At 74.0% G+C, this 20826-nt stretch carries 19 protein-coding genes and 1 pseudogene; 8 read left to right on the top strand and 12 right to left on the bottom strand.

Annotated elements, in window-relative coordinates; translation table 11 throughout:
• Positions 1 to 19: 19 nt before the first annotated feature.
• Together IE225_RS11110 and IE225_RS11105 are read right to left on the bottom strand one after the other, a co-directional pair.
• A complete protein-coding gene (locus tag IE225_RS11110; protein WP_190057255.1) occupies positions 20 to 781 on the bottom strand; it encodes a PIG-L deacetylase family protein in 762 nt (253 codons plus the stop codon).
• 179 nt (positions 782 to 960) lie between these two features.
• Complete coding sequence (locus IE225_RS11105; RefSeq protein ID WP_190057254.1) at positions 961 to 2265, bottom strand: alpha/beta fold hydrolase; 1305 nt, start codon at positions 2263 to 2265, stop codon at positions 961 to 963.
• Positions 2266 to 2333: 68 nt separating this feature from the next.
• Between IE225_RS11105 and IE225_RS11100 the strand changes: the two are divergent.
• The 6 genes and pseudogenes from IE225_RS11100 to IE225_RS11075 form a co-directional block, all read left to right on the top strand.
• Positions 2334 to 2741 (top strand): annotated as a pseudogene (locus IE225_RS11100) (FGGY-family carbohydrate kinase); the annotation flags it as partial.
• 154 nt (positions 2742 to 2895) lie between these two features.
• Positions 2896 to 3651: a (Fe-S)-binding protein gene (locus IE225_RS11095; RefSeq protein WP_190057253.1), complete on the top strand. Its 756-nt coding sequence runs from the start codon at positions 2896 to 2898 to the stop codon at positions 3649 to 3651.
• A complete protein-coding gene (locus IE225_RS11090) occupies positions 3648 to 5165 on the top strand; it encodes a LutB/LldF family L-lactate oxidation iron-sulfur protein (RefSeq protein ID WP_229879427.1) in 1518 nt (505 codons plus the stop codon). Before IE225_RS11095 ends, IE225_RS11090 begins: the two co-directional genes overlap by 4 nt.
• Positions 5162 to 5884 carry a LutC/YkgG family protein gene (locus IE225_RS11085; protein ID WP_190057252.1) on the top strand — a complete coding sequence of 241 codons (723 nt, stop codon included), beginning with the start codon at positions 5162 to 5164 and terminating at the stop codon, positions 5882 to 5884. Before IE225_RS11090 ends, IE225_RS11085 begins: the two co-directional genes overlap by 4 nt.
• A 29-nt stretch (positions 5885 to 5913) precedes the next feature.
• Positions 5914 to 6246: an ArsR/SmtB family transcription factor gene (locus IE225_RS11080; RefSeq protein WP_190057251.1), complete on the top strand. Its 333-nt coding sequence runs from the start codon at positions 5914 to 5916 to the stop codon at positions 6244 to 6246.
• 292 nt (positions 6247 to 6538) lie between these two features.
• Complete coding sequence (locus IE225_RS11075; protein ID WP_190057250.1) at positions 6539 to 7447, top strand: TIGR03620 family F420-dependent LLM class oxidoreductase; 909 nt, start codon at positions 6539 to 6541, stop codon at positions 7445 to 7447.
• A gap of 102 nt (positions 7448 to 7549) precedes the next feature.
• Here IE225_RS11075 and IE225_RS11070 read toward each other — a convergent pair whose 3' ends face one another.
• From IE225_RS11070 to IE225_RS11045, 6 genes are all read right to left on the bottom strand, one after another.
• Entirely contained in the window at positions 7550 to 8935 is a 1386-nt protein-coding gene (locus tag IE225_RS11070) for a diacylglycerol/lipid kinase family protein (protein ID WP_308432476.1), read from the bottom strand.
• A 77-nt stretch (positions 8936 to 9012) separates the two neighbouring features.
• Entirely contained in the window at positions 9013 to 9462 is a 450-nt protein-coding gene (locus tag IE225_RS11065; protein WP_190057249.1) for a DUF7144 family membrane protein, read from the bottom strand.
• Between the two features lie 27 nt (positions 9463 to 9489).
• The gene (locus tag IE225_RS11060) at positions 9490 to 9954 is read right to left on the bottom strand and encodes an SHOCT domain-containing protein (protein WP_190057248.1); all 465 of its coding nucleotides are present in this window, start codon (positions 9952 to 9954) and stop codon (positions 9490 to 9492) included.
• On the bottom strand, positions 9951 to 10877 hold the full coding sequence (locus tag IE225_RS11055) for a YhjD/YihY/BrkB family envelope integrity protein (protein WP_229879426.1): 927 nt from the start codon (positions 10875 to 10877) through the stop codon (positions 9951 to 9953). Before IE225_RS11055 ends, IE225_RS11060 begins: the two co-directional genes overlap by 4 nt.
• 3 nt (positions 10878 to 10880) lie before the next feature.
• On the bottom strand, positions 10881 to 12236 hold the full coding sequence (locus tag IE225_RS11050; protein ID WP_190057247.1) for a hypothetical protein: 1356 nt from the start codon (positions 12234 to 12236) through the stop codon (positions 10881 to 10883).
• A gap of 126 nt (positions 12237 to 12362) precedes the next feature.
• Positions 12363 to 13022: an HdeD family acid-resistance protein gene (locus tag IE225_RS11045; RefSeq protein WP_190057246.1), complete on the bottom strand. Its 660-nt coding sequence runs from the start codon at positions 13020 to 13022 to the stop codon at positions 12363 to 12365.
• Between the two features lie 195 nt (positions 13023 to 13217).
• Between IE225_RS11045 and IE225_RS11040 the strand changes: the two genes are divergently transcribed.
• Together IE225_RS11040 and IE225_RS11035 are read left to right on the top strand one after the other, a co-directional pair.
• The gene (locus tag IE225_RS11040) at positions 13218 to 13856 is read left to right on the top strand and encodes a potassium channel family protein (RefSeq protein WP_190057245.1); all 639 of its coding nucleotides are present in this window, start codon (positions 13218 to 13220) and stop codon (positions 13854 to 13856) included.
• Entirely contained in the window at positions 13853 to 15268 is a 1416-nt protein-coding gene (locus IE225_RS11035) for a DUF2252 domain-containing protein (RefSeq protein WP_190057244.1), read from the top strand. Before IE225_RS11040 ends, IE225_RS11035 begins: the two co-directional genes overlap by 4 nt.
• Before the next feature lie 27 nt (positions 15269 to 15295).
• On the opposite strand, the gene IE225_RS11030 is transcribed toward IE225_RS11035, so the two are convergent.
• The 4 genes from IE225_RS11030 to IE225_RS11015 all read right to left on the bottom strand — a co-directional run bounded on the left by IE225_RS11030 (position 15296) and on the right by IE225_RS11015 (position 20622).
• The gene (locus IE225_RS11030; RefSeq protein ID WP_190057243.1) at positions 15296 to 15493 is read right to left on the bottom strand and encodes a DUF8691 family protein; all 198 of its coding nucleotides are present in this window, start codon (positions 15491 to 15493) and stop codon (positions 15296 to 15298) included.
• Between the two features lie 127 nt (positions 15494 to 15620).
• A complete protein-coding gene (locus IE225_RS11025) occupies positions 15621 to 16139 on the bottom strand; it encodes a hypothetical protein (protein ID WP_190057242.1) in 519 nt (172 codons plus the stop codon).
• Positions 16140 to 16154: 15 nt separating this feature from the next.
• Positions 16155 to 17771 carry an MFS transporter gene (locus IE225_RS11020; RefSeq protein ID WP_190057241.1) on the bottom strand — a complete coding sequence of 539 codons (1617 nt, stop codon included), beginning with the start codon at positions 17769 to 17771 and terminating at the stop codon, positions 16155 to 16157.
• A 181-nt stretch (positions 17772 to 17952) separates the two neighbouring features.
• The gene (locus tag IE225_RS11015) at positions 17953 to 20622 is read right to left on the bottom strand and encodes a winged helix-turn-helix domain-containing protein (protein ID WP_373303164.1); all 2670 of its coding nucleotides are present in this window, start codon (positions 20620 to 20622) and stop codon (positions 17953 to 17955) included.
• Positions 20623 to 20826: the final 204 nt, after the last annotated feature.

Below are 20826 nucleotides of genomic sequence, written 5' to 3'. Positions count from 1 at the left end.
CACCCTCGGCCGCCCGTCGTCATCTGCTGAACAGTTCGAACGCCACCGCCGGCGTCCCGCCGAACCGCTCGCCCGCCGCGGTGGCGACGCGGGTGAGGAAGCCGCGGGCGTGGGTTTCGGGGTCCTCGTCGGTCAACGCCTCGATGTAGGTGCGGTGTTCCAACAGGGAACGCACCGCCCGCTCCAGACCGGGGCGCGCGTCGACGGCGTGCGTGGGGGTGGCGGATCCGGCGACGGCGACCCAGCGCACCCCGCCCCACGGCTGCAGGCCCTGCGCGGCGAGTTCGGGGAAGATCCACCGGTTGCCGGCGTCGGCCGCGGCGTCCAGCGTGGCCCGGCCCACGGCCACGTGGTCGGGCGTGTTCCAGGCGTTGCCGTCCCAGGTGTCGCGGTGGTTGAGGGTGACCACCAGTTCGGGGCGGTGGCGGCGGATCGCGGCGGCGATGTCACGGCGCAGGGCGGGACCGTACGCGACGACGCCGTCCCGGTGCCCCAGGAACTCCACGACCGACACGCCGACGACCGCGGCGCCGGCCCGCTGCTCCCGCTCCCGCAGCGGGCCGCACCGCTCCGGCTCCAGCGTGTCGATGCCGGCCTCGCCGCGGGTCGCGAGCACGTACGCGACCTGCTTGCCCGCGTCGGTCCAGGCGGCGACGGCGGCCGCGCAGCCGTACTCCAGATCGTCGGGGTGGGCCACCACCGCCAGGGCCCGCCGCCAGTCCTCGGGCATCGGCTCCAGTTGCGGCGGCGCAACGGGCGGATCCGGCTGCGGCTCGGTCATGGGCGCAGCCTAACCGCAGCGGGCGCCGCCCACAGGCGGAAGATCGCATTCCGCCCACGGACCGCACCGCGCCCGCGAACCACACTGTGCTCCCCCGACCACACTGCCCACACTGCGCCCGCCGACCGCACCGCGCCCGCGGGCCACGCTCCGCCCGCCGACCGCCTCGGGTGCGGCGCTCACGCCTCCCCGCGGGCGAGCGCCAGCAGCCGGTCCAGCACGCGCGGGCCGTCGGTGCGCACCCCGTCGTGCTCGAACTCGTCGGTGACCCAGGTGCGCAGGCCGCGGATCGCGCGGGCGGTGCGCAGCGAGTGGGCGGTGTCGACGTACAGGTCGTCGTGGTAGACGGCCGCGGCGACGGGCACCTCGTTGGCGGCGAGCCGGGCCGGGTCGTACAGGGGCCGCCAGTCGGTGCGGGCGGCGAGCAGTTCGGCGGTCTCGCGCAGCGGGCGCAGCGCCGGGTCGCAGTCGAACATCCAGGGGTGGACGCTCTCCCCGGTGAACAGCAGCGGCCCGTCCCCGGCGAGCGCCTTGGCCGCGTCGAACTGCGGGAACTCGGCGCGCACCCGCTCGGCGGCCCACGCGGTGGGCCGCGCGTCCTGGGCGTAGATGGCCTCGTGGAGCACGGCGTAGAGGGGGTGGCCCGCGTACGACAACAGGCCCTGGACCTCCTCCTGGAAGGCGTCGGACAGCCGTATGCCGCCGGGGGTGCGCACGAAGGCGTCCTCCAGGAGGTAGTGCAGGCGGTGACTGCCCTCGCGCCGCCCGAGCAGCGCGCCGAGGGACTGGAACGCCTCGACGGTGAGCCGGTAGCCGTTCGGCAGCACCACCTCGTGCTCCAGCAGGTGTCCGGCGATGCGGCGGGCCCGCTCCACGTCCATCGGGTAGCGGGCGTAGTGGGCGCGGACCTTGCGCTCGATGCGCGGGTAGGCGGCGCGGTAGACGTCGTCGGCGTGCGCGTCGAGGGAGGGCAGCCCGCCGGTGATCAGGGCGGTGTCCAGGCCCTCGGGGGCCAGCGACAGGTAGGTGACGGTGCAGAAGCCGCCGAAGCTCTGGCCCAGGACGGTCCAGGGGGCGCCGCCGGTCAGCCGGCGGCGGATCAGCTCGCAGTCGCGGACGATGGAGTCGGCGCGGAAGCGGGTGAGGTGGTCGGCCTGCTGCTCGGGGCCGCCGCGCAGCGGGAGCGTCTGGCGGTTGGCGGGCGTGGAGGCGCCGGTGCCGCGCTGGTCGAGCAGCAGCACGCGGAACTCCCGCAGCGCGCGGCCGAGCCAGGACTGCCTGCCGACGAAGCGGTCCGCGCCGAAACCGGGGCCGCCCTGGAGGTAGACCAGCCACGGCAGGTCCCCGGCGTCCGCCCGGTCGCTCGCGACGGCCTCGCGGGCGAACAGTTCGATCGTCTCGCCGTCCGGGTCGGCGTGGTCGAGGGGGACGGTGAAGCGGTGGTCGGTGAGGACGACGCCGGGCTGGCGGTAGCGGACGGTCAACACGGCTCCCGGGGTGGTCGGTCGGTGGTCGGGCCGCGGTCCAGTCCAGCACATGTGCCGCCCACGCCGCGATCACGTGCCGTGCCGGGGTGCCGGTTCAGCCGGTGGCGAGGCTGGAGTTGCGGACCACCCGCCGCGTCCTGGACTCCCTCGCGCTCGCCCGCCGCCGGGCCGTGCAGGACGCCCAGCGGCTCGCCGGCCACCCGGTCGACGTGGTGCACGGGGTGGGCGGCGGCACCCGCAACGCCCTGCTGTGCCACCTGACCGCAAACGCCTGCGGGCTGCCGGTGGTGGCCGGTCCCGCCGAGGCGGCCGCCCTCGGCAACGTCCTGGTGCAGGCCCGCGCGCACGGCCCGGCCGACGACCGCGCCCGCATGCGCGCACGGCCGGCCCGCACTCAGCCGCCGGCCCGGTACGAGCCGCGCGGGGACACCCACCGGTGGCGGGCCGCCGAGGCGCGGCCGGCGGCGCGGTGATCCGCATGCTCCCCTCCCTCGAGGACCGCCGTCCAAGCTTCTCCGGGACCGCCGTCCGAGCCTCCCCGGAACCACCGTCCGCATCTCCGGGGCCGTCCGGCCGCCCCGGAACTAGGCTGCGACCGATCCGATGATCGACGAACGAGGAGCCACGATGCGCGTCGCCCTGTTCCTGACCTGCGTCAACGACACGCTGTATCCGGACACCGGACGCGCCGTGGTGAAACTGCTGACCAGACTGGGCGTCGAGGTCGACTTCCCGACCGCCCAGACGTGCTGCGGGCAGGCCCACTACACCACCGGTTACCGCCACGAGGCCGAGCCGCTGGCCCGGCACTTCGGCGAGGTCTTCGGCGGCTACGAGGCGATCGTGACCCCGTCCGGGTCGTGCGGGGCGATGGTGCGCGAGCTGTACCCGCGCATGGGCGAGCGGGCGCGCGCCGAGGGGCGCGGGGAGGCGCTCGCGGCGGCGCTGGCGCCCGTGGCGGCCAGGACGTACGAGCTGACGGAGTTCCTGGTGGACGTCCTGGGCGTGACGGACGTCGGCGCCTGCTACCCGCACACGGTGACCTACCACCCCACCTGCCACGGGCTGCGCGGCCTGGGCCTGGGCGAGCGGCCCCGGCGGCTGCTGCGGGCGGTGCGGGGACTGGAGCTGGTGGAGCTGCCCGGCGCGGAGGAGTGCTGCGGCTTCGGCGGCACGTTCGCGGTGAAGAACGCCGACGTCTCGGCCGCGATGGGCACCGACAAGGTGCGCAACGCCGCCTCGACCGGCGCGGAAGTGCTGTGCGCGGCCGACAACTCCTGCCTGATGCACCTGGGCGGCCTGATGACCCGGCTGCGCACGGGTATGCGGCCGGTGCACATCGCGGAGATCCTGGCGAGCACCGAGGAGGAGCCTGCGGCATGAGCACGACCACAACGTTCGTCGGGATGCCCGCGTCCGCCCCGCCCGCCCACCCGGCCTTCCCGCAGGCCGCGCGGGAGGCCGTACGGGACGCCAGGCTGCGCGGCACCCTGCGGCACGCCACCCACACCATCCGCGCCAAGCGGGCCGCGGCGGTGGCCGAGGTCTCCGACTGGGCGGCGCTGCGGGAGGCGGGCCGGCAGATCAAGGACCACACACTGCGTCACCTCGACCGCTACCTCGTGCAGGTGGAGCAAGCCGTCACGGCGGCCGGCGGCACCGTGCACTGGGCGGCCGACGCCGCGGAGGCCAACCGGATCGTGACCGACCTGGTGAAGGCCACCGGCGAGTCGGAGGTCGTCAAGGTCAAGTCGATGACCACGCAGGAGATCGGCCTGAACGAGGCTCTGGAGGCGGCTGGCATACGCGCCTACGAGACCGATCTGGCCGAGTTGATCGTGCAGTTGGCCCACGACCGGCCCTCCCACATCCTGGTGCCCGCCATCCACCGCAACCGCGGGGAGATCCGGGACATCTTCCGCTCCGAGATGGGCGAGTGGGGCCGTCCCGCCCCCGAGGGCCTGACCGACGAGCCCGCCGAACTCGCCGAAGCCGCGCGGCTGCACCTGCGGGAGAAGTTCCTGCGCGCCCGGGTCGGCATCTCCGGCGCCAACTTCATGGTCGCCGAGACCGGCACGCTGGTCGTGGTCGAGTCCGAGGGCAACGGCCGGATGTGCCTGACCCTGCCCGAGACGCTGATCTCGGTCGTCGGCATCGAGAAGGTCGTGCCCACGTGGCGGGACCTGGAGGTGTTCCTGCAGACGCTGCCCCGCTCCTCCACCGCCGAGCGCATGAACCCGTACACGTCCCTGTGGACCGGCACCACGAACTCCGCGACCGCCGACGGGCCGCGGGAGTTCCACCTGGTGCTGCTGGACAACGGCCGCACCGACGCCCTCGCCGACACCGTCGGCCGCCAGGCCCTGCGCTGCATCCGCTGCTCGGCCTGCCTCAACGTCTGCCCGGTCTACGAACGCGCCGGCGGCCACGCCTACGGCTCCGTCTACCCGGGGCCCATCGGCGCCATCCTCAGCCCCCAGCTGCGCGGCACCGCGAGCGGGATCGACGCCTCGCTGCCGTACGCGTCCTCGCTGTGCGGCGCCTGCTACGAGGTGTGCCCGGTCGCCATCGACATCCCCGAGGTGCTGGTGCACCTGCGGGAGCGGGTCGTGCAGGGCGGGGAGGCGGTCCGGCAGGGCAACCGGGTGGTGCTGCGCCCGGCCAGGGGGCACGCCGCCGAACGGGCGGCCATGCGGGCGGCCCGCTGGGCGCTGACCCGGCCGGGCGTCCTGCGCGCCGGGCAGCGGCTGGCCGCGCGCTCCCGCCGCTTCGCCCCGCGCACCCTGCCCGGCCCCGGGCGGGCCTGGACCGACTCCCGCGACCTGCCGCCGCTGCCCGCGGAACCGTTCCGGGACTGGTGGCAGCGCACCCGCGGCGGAAAGGACACGGCACGGTGAACAGCAGGGAGCGGATCCTGGGCCGCGTGCGGCGGGCCCTGGCGGACGTACCGCACGACGACACGCCCTACGAGCGGGCGGTCGACCGCGGCTACCTGCGCGCGCACGGCGAGCGGAGCGCCGAGGAGACGGTGGAGCTGCTGGCGGAGAACCTCGCCGACTACCGGGCGGTGGTGCACCGCTGCGCGGCCGACGGGCTCCCGTCACTGATCGCCCGCCTGCTGGCACGGCGCGGCACGCGGTCGGTGCTGGTGCCGCCGGGCCTGGACGCGGACTGGCTGAGCGCGACCGGGGCGGCGCGGGTGCCGGACCGGGCGGAGAGCACCCCGCACGAACTGGACCGGGTGGACAGCGTGGTCACCGGCTGCGCGGTGGCGATCGCCGAGACCGGCACGATCGTCCTGGACGGCTCCCCCGACCAGGGCCGCCGCCGCATCACCCTCGTCCCCGACCACCACGTGTGCGTCGTGCGCGTCCCCGACCAGGTGGTCGCCTCCGTGCCCCTGGCCCTGGAACGCCTCGACCCCGCCCGGCCCCTGACGTGGATCTCGGGGCCGTCCGCCACCAGCGACATAGAGCTGGACCGGGTCGAGGGGGTGCACGGGCCGCGCACCCTGGAGGTGGTGCTGGTGACCGGCCGGGCGGACGCCGGGGCCGCGGGGCGAAAGGACACCGGGACCGCGGAGCGGCCGGACGGCGGCCGGCGGGCGGGCGGGTGACCGGCACCGGCCGACCTATACTCCGACGCATGGCGGACACTGCGATCGCACCGGACCCCGACCTGGTCGGCGCGCTGCGGGCGCTGGCGAACCCGATGCGGTTGCAGATCCTGCTGTGGCTGCGCGAGCCCGAACGCCACTTCCCCATGGACCGGGCGATCGCGGACCCGGCGGAGGTGGGGGTGTGCGTGAGCCACCTCCAGGCCAAGGCGGGGCTGGCCCAGTCCACGGTGTCGGCCTACATGGCCGAGTTGCAGCGGGCGGGCCTGGTCCGGGCGACACGCGTCGGCAAGTGGACCCACTACCGGCGCGACGAGCGGCGCATCGCGGAACTCGTGGAACTTCTGGGGCGGACCCTCTGAGGCTTCCGGCACTCCTCGCGGCGGCGTGACGGCCGCTCTTTCCTGTTCCCCCCTGTCCCCCTGTTCCGTCCCCTGTTCCTCCCCGTCCCCGGCATCGGCGGCTCGCTCCCCCGTCCCGGCCTCGGCGTCGGCGGACCCTTGCGCTTCACATCGTAAATCTGCGATATTCCGATTCATCGATGGACACCGGGTGAGACATGTCCGGCGATGCCCGGCGGACGTATCCGCGAGGGCATGTCCGAGGCGTGTCCATCGCGTTCGGACGACACGTGCGACAAGGGGATGTGACGCCATGGGCAGCCTGGAGGGGCTGGACCTCGGGACGTTCGGGGTCTACACGTTCGACTTCGAGCACCTGCCGGCCGCGCGGATGCGCGAGGCGGTGCGCGACCTGGAGGAGCAGGGCTGGCGGGCCCTGTGGTTCCCGGAGGTCGGCGGCCGCGAGGCGCTGACGCTCGCCGGGTACCTGCTCTCCTGCACCGAGCGGCTGCACATCGTGAACGGCATCGCGCAGATCTGGTCCCGGGGCGCCCGCTGGACGTACGGCGCGGCCCGGCTGCTCGCCGACGCCCACCCCGGCCGGCACGTCCTCGGCCTCGGCTTCGGGGGTGAACAGCGGCCGGGCGTCAAGCCGCTCGCCGCCATGGCCGGTTACCTCGACGAACTGGACGCCCTGCACGAGCGGACGGCCGACGGGCGGACAGCGGCCGGCGCGGCGGAGCCGGCGCCGCGGATACGGCGCGTACTGGCCGCGTACGGGCCGAAGATGCTCGCCCTGGCCCGGGACCGCGCGGCCGGCGCCCACACCTACCACGTCACCGCGGCCCACACCGCCCGGGCGCGGGAGATCCTGGGACCGGACGCCTTCCTCGGAGTCGAGCAGGCGGTGCTGTTCGAGTCCGAGCCCGCGACGGCGCGCGCGATCGCCCGCGAGCACCTGGTGCCGTACCTCACCACGCCCTACAACCTCGCCAAGTTCCGCCGGCTCGGCTACACCGACCGCGACTTCGAGGACGGCGGCAGCGACCGCCTCGTCGACGACCTGGTGTTCTGGGGCGACCTGGACACGATCGCCGGGAGACTGCACGACCACGTGAGGGCCGGCGCCGACCACGTCTGCGTGCAGGTGATCGGCACCGGACCCGGCCGGTCCTCGCTGCCGTACTGGCGGCGGCTGGGCGAGGCGCTGCTGCCGGGCTGACCCCGCGGGCGGGGCTGCCGAAGGGGGAGAAAGAAGAGGACAGCGCCGCCCACCACGAGGCCCGCGCCCGCGTGGCACGCGTCGGGCGTCACCTGCTCCTCGTCATCGCCGCGCGCTCACCGGCTCCTCCCGGTCCGGGCGGCCGAGCGCGAGCCGCGTGACGTGCGTCCAGTCGGCCGCCGGCCGGCCGAGGGGTACCCCCGGCCACTGCCGCGGCACGCGGACCCGCAGCGCTCCGGGCACGATGCGGCACACCACGGGGGCGGGCAGCACGACGTGTTCTCCGTCGATGCCGGCTTGGACGGTCTCGGTGTCCGTGTCGACGACCACGGTCCTGCCGGTCAGCCGGGTGACGTTGGCGAAGCGCCTGCCGCCCACGGCCCGCGCCGCCTGTGCGGTGTTGTCGATGTGCACGCACAGCACACCGAGCACGCCGGTGTCGAGGCGGTCCCGGCGCCAGGGATGCGGGCCGACGGCGTACCGGTAGGGATTGTTGCTGACCAGCACCGCCTGCAGCCCTTCGGCGCGGTGCCGGCCGACTCGCATCCGCAGCCGGTGGGTGCGGTCGCCCGTGAGCAGCTCGGGCAGGTCCTGGAACGCCGTGTGCACCTTCGCCCGCCGGTAGGCGGGGTTGCCGACCACGGCGGCGTACGTACCGAAGGAGGCGTTGTTGACGAACACCCGGTCGGCGGCGAAACCGAGGTCGACTCTCCGTTCGACACCGTCGGTGAGAGCGCTCAGCGCGGCCGCCGGGTCGTCGCGGTCGAGACCGAGGTCGAGGGCGAAGTGGTTGCGGGTGCCCGCGGGGATCACCGCGAAGGGCAGGTCGTGCCGGTGGGCGACCTCCGCCACCAGGGCCTGGGTGCCGTCCCCGCCCGCCACCGCGAGCAGGTCGGCTCCCTCGGCGACCGCGCGCCGGGCCAGTTCGGCCACGTCCTGCCGTCCGGCCTCGAGCACGGTCACCCGGGCGCCGAGGGCCAGGGCCTTGTCGACCAGGTGGAAGCGGTCGGCCTTGCCGCCGCCGGAGCGGGGATTCAGCAACAGCCAGGGATGGTGCGGTGCCGGGGCGGGCGTCTGCCGGCGCTCGGCGGTGTGGGCGGGAGCCAGGGCGCCGCGTGCCGCGCCGACGGCGAGGGCCCACAGGGCGAGGGAGACGAGGGCCGGGCCGAGCATGTCGTAGGCGGCGTACAGGGCGAGCACCGTGAGCGGCGCGACCACCGACACCACCACGCCGCAGGCCCGCACGACGCCGGTGTGGGCCAGGGTCCACCACAGGCCGGCCGCGGCCAGTGCCAGCCCGGCCACGCCGAGCAGCAGCCACAGCATGCTTCTCAGTCCGGCGACGGTGAGGGGAACCAGGACACTGCCCAGCAGGGCGAGCAGTGCCGTGCGCGCCTGCCAGATGTCCTTGCGGGCGGTGCCGTTGCGGGCGGTGCCGGCGCGCGGCGCCGGGCGGCTCGGGCTTCCGTCTCGGGCGGATGGCTCCACCGGTGTGTCCTCTCCGGCCGCCGCGCCGGCCGGGTGGCGCCGGGTGGTGGCGCCGCCCGGCCGGGCGGACGGTGGGTTCACAGATCGCCGCGCGGTGCGGTGTCGAAGGGATCGCCGAAGTCTTCCTTCCGGGCGACGCACAGGGCCCAGATGATGAACCCGGACAGCGCGATCATGATGACCGACCACACCGGGTAGTACGGCAGGGAGAGGAAGTTGGCGATGATGACCAGCCCGGCGATGATCACGCCCGCGACCCTCGCCCACATCGCCGCCTGGTACAGGCCGATGCTGACGATCACGGCGACCGCTCCCAGGACGAGATGGATCCAGCCCCAGCCGGTGAGATCGAATTCGAAGACGTAGTTGCGGGTGGTGAGGAAGACGTCGTCCTCGGCGATCGCCATGATGCCGCGGAAGATGTCGAGGATTCCCACGAGCGTGAGCATCACGGCGGCGAAGACCATCAGGCCCGCGGCCCACTCGTATGTCGTCGTGTGCGCCTGCGGCGCGTGTGTGGCGGCCATTCTTCTGCCTCGATTTCCTGTCCGTGCTCAGTGGCGGGAGGCGGCGACGGTGCCGGGTCCGCCCGGGGGGCCGTAGTCGCTCAGGATGAGCGACTTGGCGCGGCGGAACTCCTCGTCGGTGATGTCGCCGCGCGCGCGGATCTCGGACAGCTTGGAGAGTTCGTCCGCGCTGGTGGGGCGGCTGCCGCCACCCGCCGTCTCACGGATGTAGGTGTCGAACGCCTCCTGCTGGGCGCGGGCCTGCGCCACCTCCCGGCGGCCCATGTTCTTGCCCCGGGCGATGACGTAGACGAAGACGCCGAGGAAGGGCAGCAGAATGACGAACAGCAGCCAGCCCGTCTTGCCCCAGCCGTTCAGGTCGTCGTCGCGGAAGATGTCGCCGATGATCCGGAAGAGCAGGACGAACCACATGATCCACAGGAAGAACCACAGCATGGTCCAGAACGCGCTCAGCAGCGGGTAGTCGTAGGCGAGATACATCTGGGTGCTCATGTCGCTCCTCCGTCCCGGGCCGAGGCCCGACGGCCGTCACCGACCGCCTTCATCGTGCGCACGCCAGTACCGGGCGGCCTCACCCGAGGCGGGTGAAGTGCCGCGAACCAGGCGGAGGCCGCGATCCACCGGCCCAGGGCCAGGCCCGTCACCGCGACCAGGAAGACGGCGATCAGCCAGGACAGGAAGGTGAAGACCGGCCCCAGGGGGCCGAACTCGTCGAAGCTGCGCCGCATGGCCGTGGGCATCATCAGCTCGGCCACCCGGCTCAGTGCCACGCTGCCCGCCCCCGCCAGCACCGATCCCGGCAGCAGGCTGCGCCAGTCGACCCGGCCGCCGAGCAGCAGATGCTGGGTCCACCACCACAGCAGCGTCGCGGACAGCAGGGACAGCACCAGCCCGGACACCACTCCGGTGCCGAAGCCGCCGCGCAGCGGGGCCTGGACGAGGAGGACGGCCAGCCAGACCACGAGCCAGAGCAGCCAGCGCCAGGCCGCCGCGCGCACGGGCGCTCTGGGCAGGGACCAGCAGCGCTCGCACACCGCCTGCAGGGCGCGGCTGAAGGCCGTGGCGGAGACGAGCGTGAGCACCAGGCCCGCGGCTCCCGCCGTGTCCCGCGTCGTGCCGGTGGCGTGGAAGGTGCGGCGCACCTCCTCGAGCGTGTCCCCGCGCACCCCCAGGACGGTCGACACCGAGTCGGCGAGCAGCTCCTGCACGCTGCGCGGGGCGAAGGCCGCGACGGCCATCAGCAGGGGCAGCACCGCGATGAACGCCTGGGCGGCCAGCCGGACCGCGCCCTCCACGACGTTGACCGCCAGCAGGGCGGGCAGCAGCCGGCCGGCCGTGGTCCACAGCCGTGCCGCGGCCCGCCGTACCGCTCCACTCCGGTGCGGCGGTGCCGGTCCGGCCGCCGTCCCCGCCATGGCTCACGGTCCTGCCCGCCCCGGTTCGCCGGCTGCCGCGGCCACAGTCCGCCCCGACGCGGCGGCGAGCACCGCGAGGAGGGCAAGGACCACGACGACAAGGCCGGTCACCAGGGCCACGGCCCCGACCGTGGGACGGTTCCAGAGGATCAGGGCGAGAACCCCGCCCGCGATGACGACGCCGGTGGTCCACGGCCGGTGGGTGTCCAGCCAGCGACCGGTCGCGCCGGTGCGGGCTCCGGCGTTGCCCAGCGCGTGGCCGACCGCGCCGGTGCCGCGCCCCGCCAGGGTGCGCAGCCCGCGTGCCACCCGCCCCGGGCCGTACAGGTATGCGGCCAGCGCGGTGATCACGGCGACGACGAGCAGGGTGCGCGTGCTGTCGCGCAGGAAGCGGACGAAGGTGTCGTAGACCACCGCGGCGGCGTCGGGAGGCAGCGCCGAGGGGGGAACGGAGTCGAGGTAGACGCGGCGCAGGACGGCCAGCGCGACGAGCAGCGCGACCATCATCACGCCGACGCCCGTGGCCGTGATCAGCAGCATGAGGCGGTGTGCGGGAGCGGCCCACACGGCCAGCGCGGCGAGCAGGACGGTGAGCACGGGCAGCCAGGCGCCCACGACGTCCAGCAGCCGCAGACCCGCCTGTGCCTGGGACAGCTTGTCGGTCTCGAACAGGGTGATCTGCCGGTCCGGAGCGGGAATGGCGGCGGCCTTCTCGAAGCCGTGGTCGACGAGGCGTTGCTTGACCTCGTCGACCACCGTGCCGAGGTCCAGGGTGACGGTGTTGCCCTCGGCGCGCAGGGCCGTGCTCTTCTCGCCGGTGAGCATGTTCGTCACCGCCGCGTGGGCGCGCCGGTTGGCGCCCACCCACGCCTGCTGGAACGCGTCGCTGGTGATCACGCGGTCCACGACGCCGTGCACGGCGCTCGTGGCGGCGGCGCGCAACGGCCCGGCGAGGTCCTCGGACCGCCGCACGACGACCGGTGGCGCCCCGGCGTTCGCCAGCGCCTTGCTCAGCGACGCCGTCACGGCCTCGACGTCCAGGTTGTCCACGACGCGGTCGGTCAGCCGGTCGGTGACGGCCTTCTGCACGGCCGGCTCCGACGCCAGGGGGGCGACGGTCTGGACGTACCGGTCGGTGTCGGTGACCGTGTCGTCCACCCAGGCGGCGACGACGGCCAGCGGGGACAGCAGCAGGGCGACCAGCAGCAGCACCGACGCACCGGCGTAGCGTGCCCTTCGGTGGCGGACGGCGGCGGCGCGGCTCAGCCGTGTGTACCTGGCGTGCTCCTCGGGGGTCAGCACCACCCGGGTCTGCGCACCGTCGGAGTCCGGCGGTTCGGGAGGCGTCCTGGAGCCCATGGGACCTCCTCGGTCATCGGTGCCCGGTGGACCGGCCGGTCCACCGGGTGCGGGCACGGACGGGTGTCCGGCCTCGCCGTGGCGTCCGTGGACGTGGCACTGAGACGGCTGAGACGGAAGAGGGCCTCATGCCGCCGTCGGCGTGCCGGGCAGCGACCCGGCGCGGGCCTTGCGGAGTGCGGCCCGCCAGGCGAAGGCGACTCCCAGCTCCACCAGTCCGATCAGCACCAGCCACAGGCCGAGCAACCGGGTCAGGGCGAAGGTCGACTCGACGGGCAGGGCCAGCACCACGATGCCCGCGACGATGCCGAGGACGGCGGCGCCGAGGACGAAGCCGCGGTGGGGCAGTTCCTTGGCGGCGATGGCCGCCCAGGCGGTCAGCATGCCGGTCACCAGCCAGACGGCGCCGGTGATCAGCGACAGCGCGGCGATCGTCTGCAGCGGATGCCGCAGGCACAGCACTCCGGCCAGGACGTACAGCACCGCCACGAGCAGCGCCGGAAGCCGCTCGCCGTGCTCCCGGGCGAAGGCGGCGACGAACCGGAACGCACCCGTCACGAGCAGGTACAGCCCGATGAGCACCGCCAGGACGTGCAGGGTCTCGTCCGGCCAGGCCAGGATGAGGATGCCCGGCACCAGCGTCGTCGCCGCCGAGCCCAGCAGCCAGGTCCAGGAGCTGCCGAGTCTCGCCAGTTGCCGGTCGAGGGCGCCGTCCGGGGCGGGAGCCGCCCCGTCGGCCAGAGGTTCGGGTCCTGCGCGCGGCGCCGGACCCCGCGGCACGGTCATGGCTTCTCCTCGCATGATGCGGGCGACCGCCACCGGGCCACCGGCGGGACGGTGTGCGGCGTCCGCACGGGGTCAGCGTCCCGCGCGCCGCCGCGCGCCGGGTCACCCGTGGCGGGTGATCCGCCAAGGCCGCCGTGGCGATGGGGTGAGTGTTTGAAAAGCTCACCGGTTTCCGCAGGAACGAAGGGTCACGACATGAGTGATCCAGTCGCCGCCCGGGCGCAGGACGCCGGGTCCGAGAAGGCGGTCCCGCGGCCGGACGTGCCCGTGCACGTGCCCGTGCTCTCCGGCTGGTGGGGCGCCGTCGTGGCCACGGCACGGGCCTGCCTCGTCGCGGCCGGGCTCGTCACCGCCTCCTACCTGCTGCCCCTGGGCCGGTCCGGCACGGCCGGCACCACGGCTCTGCTCGTGTGCGGCCTGCTCGCCGTGGCCGTCGTCTTCTCCTGGGAGGTCCGTACGATCGCCCGTTCGCCCCGTCCGCGGCTCAAGGCCGTCGAAGCCCTGGCCACCACGCTGGCGCTGTATCTAGTCTGCTTCGCCGGCGCCTACTACCTGCTCGAGCAGTCGGCCCCGGGTTCCTTCAGCGAGCCGCTGACCAGGACGGACGCCCTGTACTTCGCGCTGACCGCGTTCTCCACCGTCGGGTTCGGCGACATCACCGCCCTTTCCCAGACGGGACGGGTGGTGACCATGTTCCAGATGGCCGGCGGTCTCGTGCTCGTCGGCGTCGCCGCACGGATCCTCACGCACGCGGTGCAGACGGGGCTGCGGGGGCAGGACGGACAGCCGCGGGAGCGGGAAAGGACCACGGCGGAAGGGGAGGGTGAGCCATGACGACACCGATGTCCCTCACGGCATCGCTGTCACCGGCCGAGAGGGCGGCCTACGGCAGGAACGCCCGCAAGCGCGCCTCACGGTCCTGCCACGGCTGGTTCGAGCCGGGGCAGGAGCGATTCGACCCGGTCGAGGTGGTGGAGCACCAGTCGGCCACGCGCGTACCGGAGTTGGTTCCGCTCCGCTACGGCCGCATGCTCGAGTCCCCGTTCCGCTTCTACCGGGGCGCCGCGGCGATCATGGCGGCGGACTTCGGGCAGCTCCCGAACACCGGCCTGACGGTGCAACTCTGCGGAGACGCCCACCCGCTGAACTTCCGGCTGCTGGCCTCACCCGAACGCCACCTGGTCTTCGACATCAACGACTTCGACGAGACCTTGGCCGGCCCGTTCGAATGGGACGTCAAACGGCTGGCGGCCGGCTTCGCGATCGCGGCCCGGGCCAACGGTTTCTCCGTGGCGGAACAGAACAGAGCCGTACGGGAGTGCGTGAGGGCGTACCGGACGCGGATGCGGAGGTTCGCCGGCCTGCGCGTCCTGGACGTCTGGTACGCGCAGGACGACGCCGACCGGCTGCGCGACCTGCTGGACTCGTCGGTGAGCAAGAGGGCCAGGCGCCGGGCCGCCGAGGCGGCGGCGCGGGCCCGGACCCGCACCCACCTGCGGGCCTTCGCCGAACTCACCCGGGTGACGGCCGAGGGACGGCGGATCACGCCGGATCCACCGCTCGTCACCCCGCTCCGGGACCTGCTGGCGGACCCGTCCGAGGACGGACGGGAGAAGGAGCTCCGGACCGTCCTGGAGGGGTACGCGCGCACCCTGTCGTCCGAGCACCGGCACCTGCTGCGCCGCTACCGCCTGGTGGACATGGCCCGCAAGGTGGTGGGGGTCGGCAGCGTCGGGACGCGCTGCTGGATCCTGCTGCTGCTCGGCAGGGACGACGACGATCCCCTGCTGCTGCAGGCCAAGGAGGCGCAGGAGTCGGTGCTGGCCGCGCACACCGGCGGCGGCCGCTACGACAACCAGGGCCGCCGGGTGGTGTCGGGACAGCGGCTGCTGCAGACGACCAGCGACATCTTCCTGGGCTGGACCCACGTGGCGGGCCTCGACGGGCGCGGCCGGGACTTCTACGTACGCCAGTTGCAGGACTGGAAGGGCATCGCGCGGCCGGACACCATGGACCCGGGCCTGCTCCGCCTGTTCGGGCACCTGTGCGGGGCCAGTCTGGCCCGGGCCCACGCCCGCTCCGGCGACCCCGTCGCCCTCGCCGCCTACCTGGGCGGCGGCGACCGCTTCGACCGTGCGCTGGCCGAGTTCGCGCAGACCTACGCCGACCAGAACGAGCGGGACTTCGAGGCACTGGGCTCGGCCGCCCGCTCGGGCAGGATCCGGGTGGGCGATCCCCGCCCCTGACCTGACCGGCAGGGGCGGCCGGGCAGGTCATTCGGGCAGCTGCCGCATCTCCACCACCCTCAGCCCCAGCGACTGGAAGCGGGCCAGCAGCCCGTACAGGTGGGCTTCGTCCACGATGGGCCCGTACAGCACGGTCTGGCCGGACATCACGACATGGTCCAGTTCCGGGAAGGCTTTGGTCAGCGTCTCCGAGACATGCCCGTCGACGCGGATCTCGTAGCGCATGAGCTGCTCTCCCGTCGAGAGCCGATGGCAGGCCTGTGGCGCCTTGTACGCAATCGTCCCGCCCCGTGGTGCCGTCGAACCTCACCCGGCACAGGTGACCTGCCGGCCCGGCACCTCGCGCACGGTGTCAGTGGGTCAGGACGATCTTGAGGGAGATGATCAGCAGGCCGAGGACCAGGTTGACCGAGGCGGTGAGAGCCATCAGACGCCGGGAGGCGCCGGTCCGCCGCGCCGCGGCCACCGACCAGCCCACCTGCCCGGCCACGGCCACGGCGACCGCCAGCCAGAGGGTGCCGGCCATGTCCAGGCCCAGCAGCGGGCTGACGGCCACGGCCGCGGTCGGGGGGACGGCCGCCTTGATGATCGGCCATTCGTCGCGGCACACGTGCAGGACGGTCCGGCGGTCGAGGGGGCGCTGGGCCAGGCGGGCGCCGAACAACTGGGCGTGCACGTGGGCCACCCAGAAGACGACGCCGGTGAGGAACAGCAGCACGACCAGCTCCAGGCGGGGGAAGTCGCCCAGTGTGTCGGCGCCGATCACCACGCTGGCGGCGAGCATGGAGCCGTAGACGCCGCCGGTGTAGTCGGCGTGGGCCCGGCGCTCCGTTCGGCGCTCCCGCGCGGCGACCGGGTCGGTTCTCGGCATGGCGGTCCCTCGGGGTCAGCTCAGGGCGCCGCGGACGTCGGCCCCCGGCCGCCCGGAACGCCGCGTCCGGCCCGCCGGCAGGTCGGGGGTGACCAGGAAACTGGCGAGGGTGACACCGCCGGTGGCGAGGATCGCCGCCTTCAGCCCGTCGAGCTGGGCCGAGGCGTAGGAGTCCGTGACGGCGTCGACCTGCGACGGCGGCAGTCCGGTCCGCTCGGCCGCCGCGCGGACCTGGTCGGTGGAGAGGAACGTGATGCCGGCTTCGAGCGCCACCCCGGCCTGCCGGCGGGTCTCCTCCGACAACTGCGGGTTCTCCTCCACCTGCGTGGTGAAGGCATGGGCGAGGGCGCCGATGAGCAGCGATCCGATGAGCGCGGTTCCCAGGGCGGAGCCCAGGTTCTGGGCCGTGAACTGCAGGCCCCCGGCCTCGCTGCGTTCCGCCTCGCCGGCGCTGGACTGGACGACGTTGCCCAACTGGGAGGCGAGCAGGCCCATGCCCAGGCCCAGGACGGCCATGGCCCCGGCGAACTGGGCATCGTCGATGACCGGGTCGATGGTGGCCAGCAGCCATACGACGGCCACCGTCAGGGTCGCCAGGGCGAACCGCACCACCCGGCGCGGGCTCGCCATCCGCCCCAGCCTGGAGCCGGCCATCGAGGCCACGAGCATGGTGGCGGAGACCGGGAGCAGGCGCAGTCCCGTCTCGAACGCGTCGAAGCCCTGCACCACCTGCAGGTACAGCGGGATGGTGAAGAACAGCCCCAGCAGGATGAGGTTCTGGCTCACCAGCGTCATCAGGCCGGAGCGCAGCGTGGGCCTGCCCAGCAGGGAAAGGTGCACCAGGGGTTCACTGCCCACTTTCTCCCGGTGCCGTTGCCAGCGCACGAAGACGGCCAGGAACGCCACTCCGGCACCGATGACGAACAGCGTCGGGGCGAAACCGAGGACGGTGAAGGGAGGGTTGCGGGGCTGCACCCAGCCCCAGGTGCTGCTCTGCAGCACTCCGAGCACACCGAGTCCGAGCCCGACCGCCGAGATTCCGGCTCCGACCGCGTCCAGCCGGGGGCGCGGCCCCTCGCGGGCGGACTCCACGATCACTCGGTGGAAGCACAGGACGGCGATGACGACCACGACCTCGCCGGCGAAGACCAGGCGCCAGGTCAGGTACGTCGTCACCCAGCCGCCGAGCAGGGGGCCGACCGCGATCCCCGCGCCCGCGAGCCCGCCGATGACGCCGTAGGCGAGAGCGCGGTCCCGGCCGTGGTAGGACTCCGCGACGAGGGCCGCCATGGCCGGCAGCACCAGGGCGGCGCCGAGCCCTTCGACGACCGACCAGCCCACGGCGAGCACCCACAGGGTCGGAGCGACCGCGGTCAGGGCCGATCCGGTGCCGTAGACGGCCATGCCGGTCAGGAAGACGCGCCGGCGTCCCAGCATGTCCCCCACCCGGCCTCCGGTGATCATGAAGGCGGCCATGACGAGGGCGTAGAACGTGATGACCGCCTGAATGGCGGTGACGTCCGTGTCGAAGTCGTCGACCAGCCGGCTGATCGAGACGTTCATGACGGAGGTGTCCAGGACCATCAGGAACTGGGCCGTTCCCAGAACGATCAGAGCCCGCCAGCGCCTCACGGTGTCCACCTCGCCCAGTCGGTACGGGCCGCGACACCGGCAACCCGGGCGGTGTCCGGCAGCCCGGGCGGTGGTGTCCGACAGGCCGGGCGGTGTCCGGCGAGCCCACCGCCCCTTCCATCGCACCCGGGACACTCGCCGGGCGCCTCACCCGCCGCGGAGGAGACGCGTCGGCCGGCGGTCACAGCAGCCGCAGCTCGCGGGCCCGCCGCACCGCGTCGTGGCGCCGGTTCACGGCCAGCTTCCGGTAGGCGCTCTTGAGGTGGGTCTTCACCGTGTTCACCGACACGTACATGTCGACGGCGATCTCCTCGGTCGACATCATCTGGGCGAGCCGCAGCAGCACATCGCGTTCCCGGCCGGTCAGCTGCTCCACCAGCACCGGCGCGGGCCCGGCCGGCGGACGCGGCGGATCGCCGTGTGCCGCGGGGGCCGGTGCGAGCCAGCCGGCGGCCAGGTGCCGCAGCGGTGCCGAGGCGAGGAAGGGCCCGAGCCACGGTCCGGCTTCCAGGAACGGGCGGCGCAGCCTGTCGCGCCGGGCTTCCACGAGCGCCTTGGCGATCAGTCTGCGGGCGGTGTCGTCGTCGCCCGCCGTGTGCGCGGCCTGCGCCCGCACCAGCGTGGCGCGGACGCGTACCGCCGGGCCGGCGTGCGCCTCGGCGGCGATGCTGTCGAGCACGTGGAGGGCCTCCCGCCGATCGCCTGCCGCGAGGTGCGCCCGGGCCACGCCCACGGCACACGCCGGCTGCTCGCCGGCCACCCGCCGCAGCACCTCGGCGGCCGCGTCCGGGTGCCCTTCGGCGAGGTGGGCGGCGGAGGCGATCAGGGCGGTCTGGCTTTCGGCCCAGGGCGAGGCGACGTCGGCCTTCACGGCCGGGTCCGCGGCCGCCAGCGCGGCGCGCACCTTGCCCCGGGCCAGCAGCAGCCGGGCCGTCGCGATGGACCGGCCCGCGGCCGACACCGGGTCCGGCGCCGCCGGGTCGGGCGCCCGGTCGAGGAGATCCTGGGCGCGGCCCAGTTCGTTCCGGTCGACGGCCACCGCGGCCAGGACGAGCTGTCCCAGTCCGGAGCCGCACGGCTGGGGCAGACCGAACCGTTCCGCCTCGGCCATCGCCGCGAAGGCGTTGCGCTCCGCCCTGCCCGGCCACCCGTTGAGATAGTCGATCAGCGCCAGGTGCCCCAGGGACTGCTGCCGGGGGACCGCCGTGGAGGCCCCGCCGGAGCTCTCGGCCACCGTGGTGAGAGCCGCGCGTGCCTCGTCGAAGCGCCCGGCCCACAGCCGTGCCGAACCCACATCGGTCAGCAGGAGGGCGGGAAGCTCCGGGTGCTGGTCCAGCAGGTGGGCGGGAACCTCCCGCTGCAGTTGCCGGGCCGCCTGCGCGGCCTGCTCCGCCCGGCGGGGCGATCCGGCCAGCCGGGCCGCCGCGGCCTCCAGCAGGGCACAGCTCAGCTGGGCCGCCGGGGGTTCGGAGGCATCTGCGGCCAACTGCTCCTCGGCCTGACGGAGATGGACCAGACCGCGGTCGAGGTCGTGCCGGGACAGGTCGCGAGCCGCGCGGACCAGGTGCGTCGCGGGGCTCGTCGTCCTCGCTCCCGTACGGGCGATCAGGTCGGCCCGGTCGTCGCAGCACAGGCCGGTGAACACCTGCCCGATCGCCAGGTCGTCGACCAGGGCACGGGCGGTGAACTCCCAGTCCTTCGCGGCGGCGGCGTGGGCCAGCATCTCCGGGAGGGACCCCGACCGCCGCAGCCAGCGCGCGGCCCGCCGGTGCAGTTCCGGCTCCAGACCGGGCGAGCGCTCCCGCAGATGGGCCCGGAGAATCTCCCGGAAGAGCGGGTGGAGGCGGTACCAGCCGTGTCCGAGGTCCTCCACGAACGCGTTCGCGCGGTGCAGTCCGGCGAGGATGGGCTCGGCGTCGATCCGCCCGGTCAGCGCATCGGCCAGATCGGCGCAGAAACGCTCCAGGACGCTGACCCGCAGCAGGAGATCCTGCGTCGGGGGCGGTTGCCGCTTGAGCACCTCGGCGAGCAGGAAGTCGGCGACCGTGCTGCGGCCCGCCTCGAACTCCTTCAGATAGACCTGCGGGTCCGGGCTCTGCTGCGCGGCCAGGGCACACAGCCGAAGGCCGGCCGCCCAGCCCCCGGTGCGCTCCACCAGAGCGCGCGCCGCCTCGACGGACAGGCGCAGTCCGTGCAGATCCAGCAGCGCGACCGTCTCCTCGGGGGTGAAGGCCAGCTCGGCGCCCCTGATCTCGGTCATCGCACCGGCCGCCCGGTACCGGTGCAGGGGCAGCAGCGGCTCGGTGCGGGTGACGAGGACGAGACGCAGGCGCGGCTGGGCGTGGTGCAGGACGAACCCGAGCTGTTCCGAGAGGTCCGGGCCGGTCGCCCGGTCGTACTCGTCGAGCACCACGGTCACGGTCCGGTCACTGCTGCCGAGCCGCGCGGCGAGCCGGGTGAGCAGCGTGTGGGTCACCGGGCCGGCGGCAGGGAGGCCGATCTCGTCGGGCACCGGCACACCGCTGGTGCGCAGGGACTGGAGCAGATGGGCCCAGAACATCCCCGGGTCCGCGACCGTCGCGTCGAGGGTGAGCCAGGCGACCGGCTGCGCCAGGCCCGCGGCCCAGTCGGCGACGAGCAGGGTCTTGCCCGCGCCGGCGGCCCCGTTGACCACCACCAGAGGGGTCCGCAGTGCCCGGTCGAGATGCTCGTCCAGCCGCTCGCGCCGCAGGAACGTGACGGGTTTCGCCGGCAGGGCGAACCGTGTCGGCAAGAATGGATCACCCAGCGGATCGACCGGGGAGGGGGCCTGCCCCGAAGGGGCTTTCCTGTTCGCTGTCACGGCGGTCACCGCCCCGGTCCGGAAAGGCGCTGCCCCCCTTCAGCCAACATCACCATCTTTTCACACAAACGTGTACCGGGCAGAAGGGCCACGGGGCCCCTCCCCCAGGCCCCGAAGGTCCCCGGTGACAAGGCCGCCCGGCAGCAGGGCGCGGCGGGCGGCAGCGCTTCGGTGACGCGCGTGAACGGATCGCGGACGGGGTGCGATCAGGGG

Origin of the sequence: Streptomyces echinoruber (genome assembly GCF_014651135.1) — a bacterium.
Classification (GTDB): domain Bacteria; phylum Actinomycetota; class Actinomycetes; order Streptomycetales; family Streptomycetaceae; genus Streptomyces; species Streptomyces echinoruber.
This window is presented reverse-complemented; position numbering and strand designations above follow the sequence as displayed.

What these genes read in the sequence shown, in the direction of transcription:
- IE225_RS11035 (WP_190057244.1), top strand. Translation starts at nt 13,853, where the DNA reads ATGACGACACCGATGTCCCTCACGGCATCGCTGTCACCGGCCGAGAGG.
- IE225_RS11060 (WP_190057248.1), bottom strand. Translation starts at nt 9,954, where the DNA reads ATGAGCACCCAGATGTATCTCGCCTACGACTACCCGCTGCTGAGCGCG.
- IE225_RS11025 (WP_190057242.1), bottom strand. Translation starts at nt 16,139, where the DNA reads ATGCCGAGAACCGACCCGGTCGCCGCGCGGGAGCGCCGAACGGAGCGC.
- IE225_RS11050 (WP_190057247.1), bottom strand. Translation starts at nt 12,236, where the DNA reads ATGGGCTCCAGGACGCCTCCCGAACCGCCGGACTCCGACGGTGCGCAG.
- IE225_RS11095 (WP_190057253.1), top strand. Translation starts at nt 2,896, where the DNA reads ATGCGCGTCGCCCTGTTCCTGACCTGCGTCAACGACACGCTGTATCCG.
- IE225_RS11040 (WP_190057245.1), top strand. Translation starts at nt 13,218, where the DNA reads ATGAGTGATCCAGTCGCCGCCCGGGCGCAGGACGCCGGGTCCGAGAAG.
- IE225_RS11055 (WP_229879426.1), bottom strand. Translation starts at nt 10,877, where the DNA reads ATGGCGGGGACGGCGGCCGGACCGGCACCGCCGCACCGGAGTGGAGCG.
- IE225_RS11045 (WP_190057246.1), bottom strand. Translation starts at nt 13,022, where the DNA reads ATGACCGTGCCGCGGGGTCCGGCGCCGCGCGCAGGACCCGAACCTCTG.
- IE225_RS11110 (WP_190057255.1), bottom strand. Translation starts at nt 781, where the DNA reads ATGACCGAGCCGCAGCCGGATCCGCCCGTTGCGCCGCCGCAACTGGAG.
- IE225_RS11080 (WP_190057251.1), top strand. Translation starts at nt 5,914, where the DNA reads ATGGCGGACACTGCGATCGCACCGGACCCCGACCTGGTCGGCGCGCTG.
- IE225_RS11030 (WP_190057243.1), bottom strand. Translation starts at nt 15,493, where the DNA reads ATGCGCTACGAGATCCGCGTCGACGGGCATGTCTCGGAGACGCTGACC.
- IE225_RS11090 (WP_229879427.1), top strand. Translation starts at nt 3,648, where the DNA reads ATGAGCACGACCACAACGTTCGTCGGGATGCCCGCGTCCGCCCCGCCC.
- IE225_RS11075 (WP_190057250.1), top strand. Translation starts at nt 6,539, where the DNA reads ATGGGCAGCCTGGAGGGGCTGGACCTCGGGACGTTCGGGGTCTACACG.
- IE225_RS11065 (WP_190057249.1), bottom strand. Translation starts at nt 9,462, where the DNA reads ATGGCCGCCACACACGCGCCGCAGGCGCACACGACGACATACGAGTGG.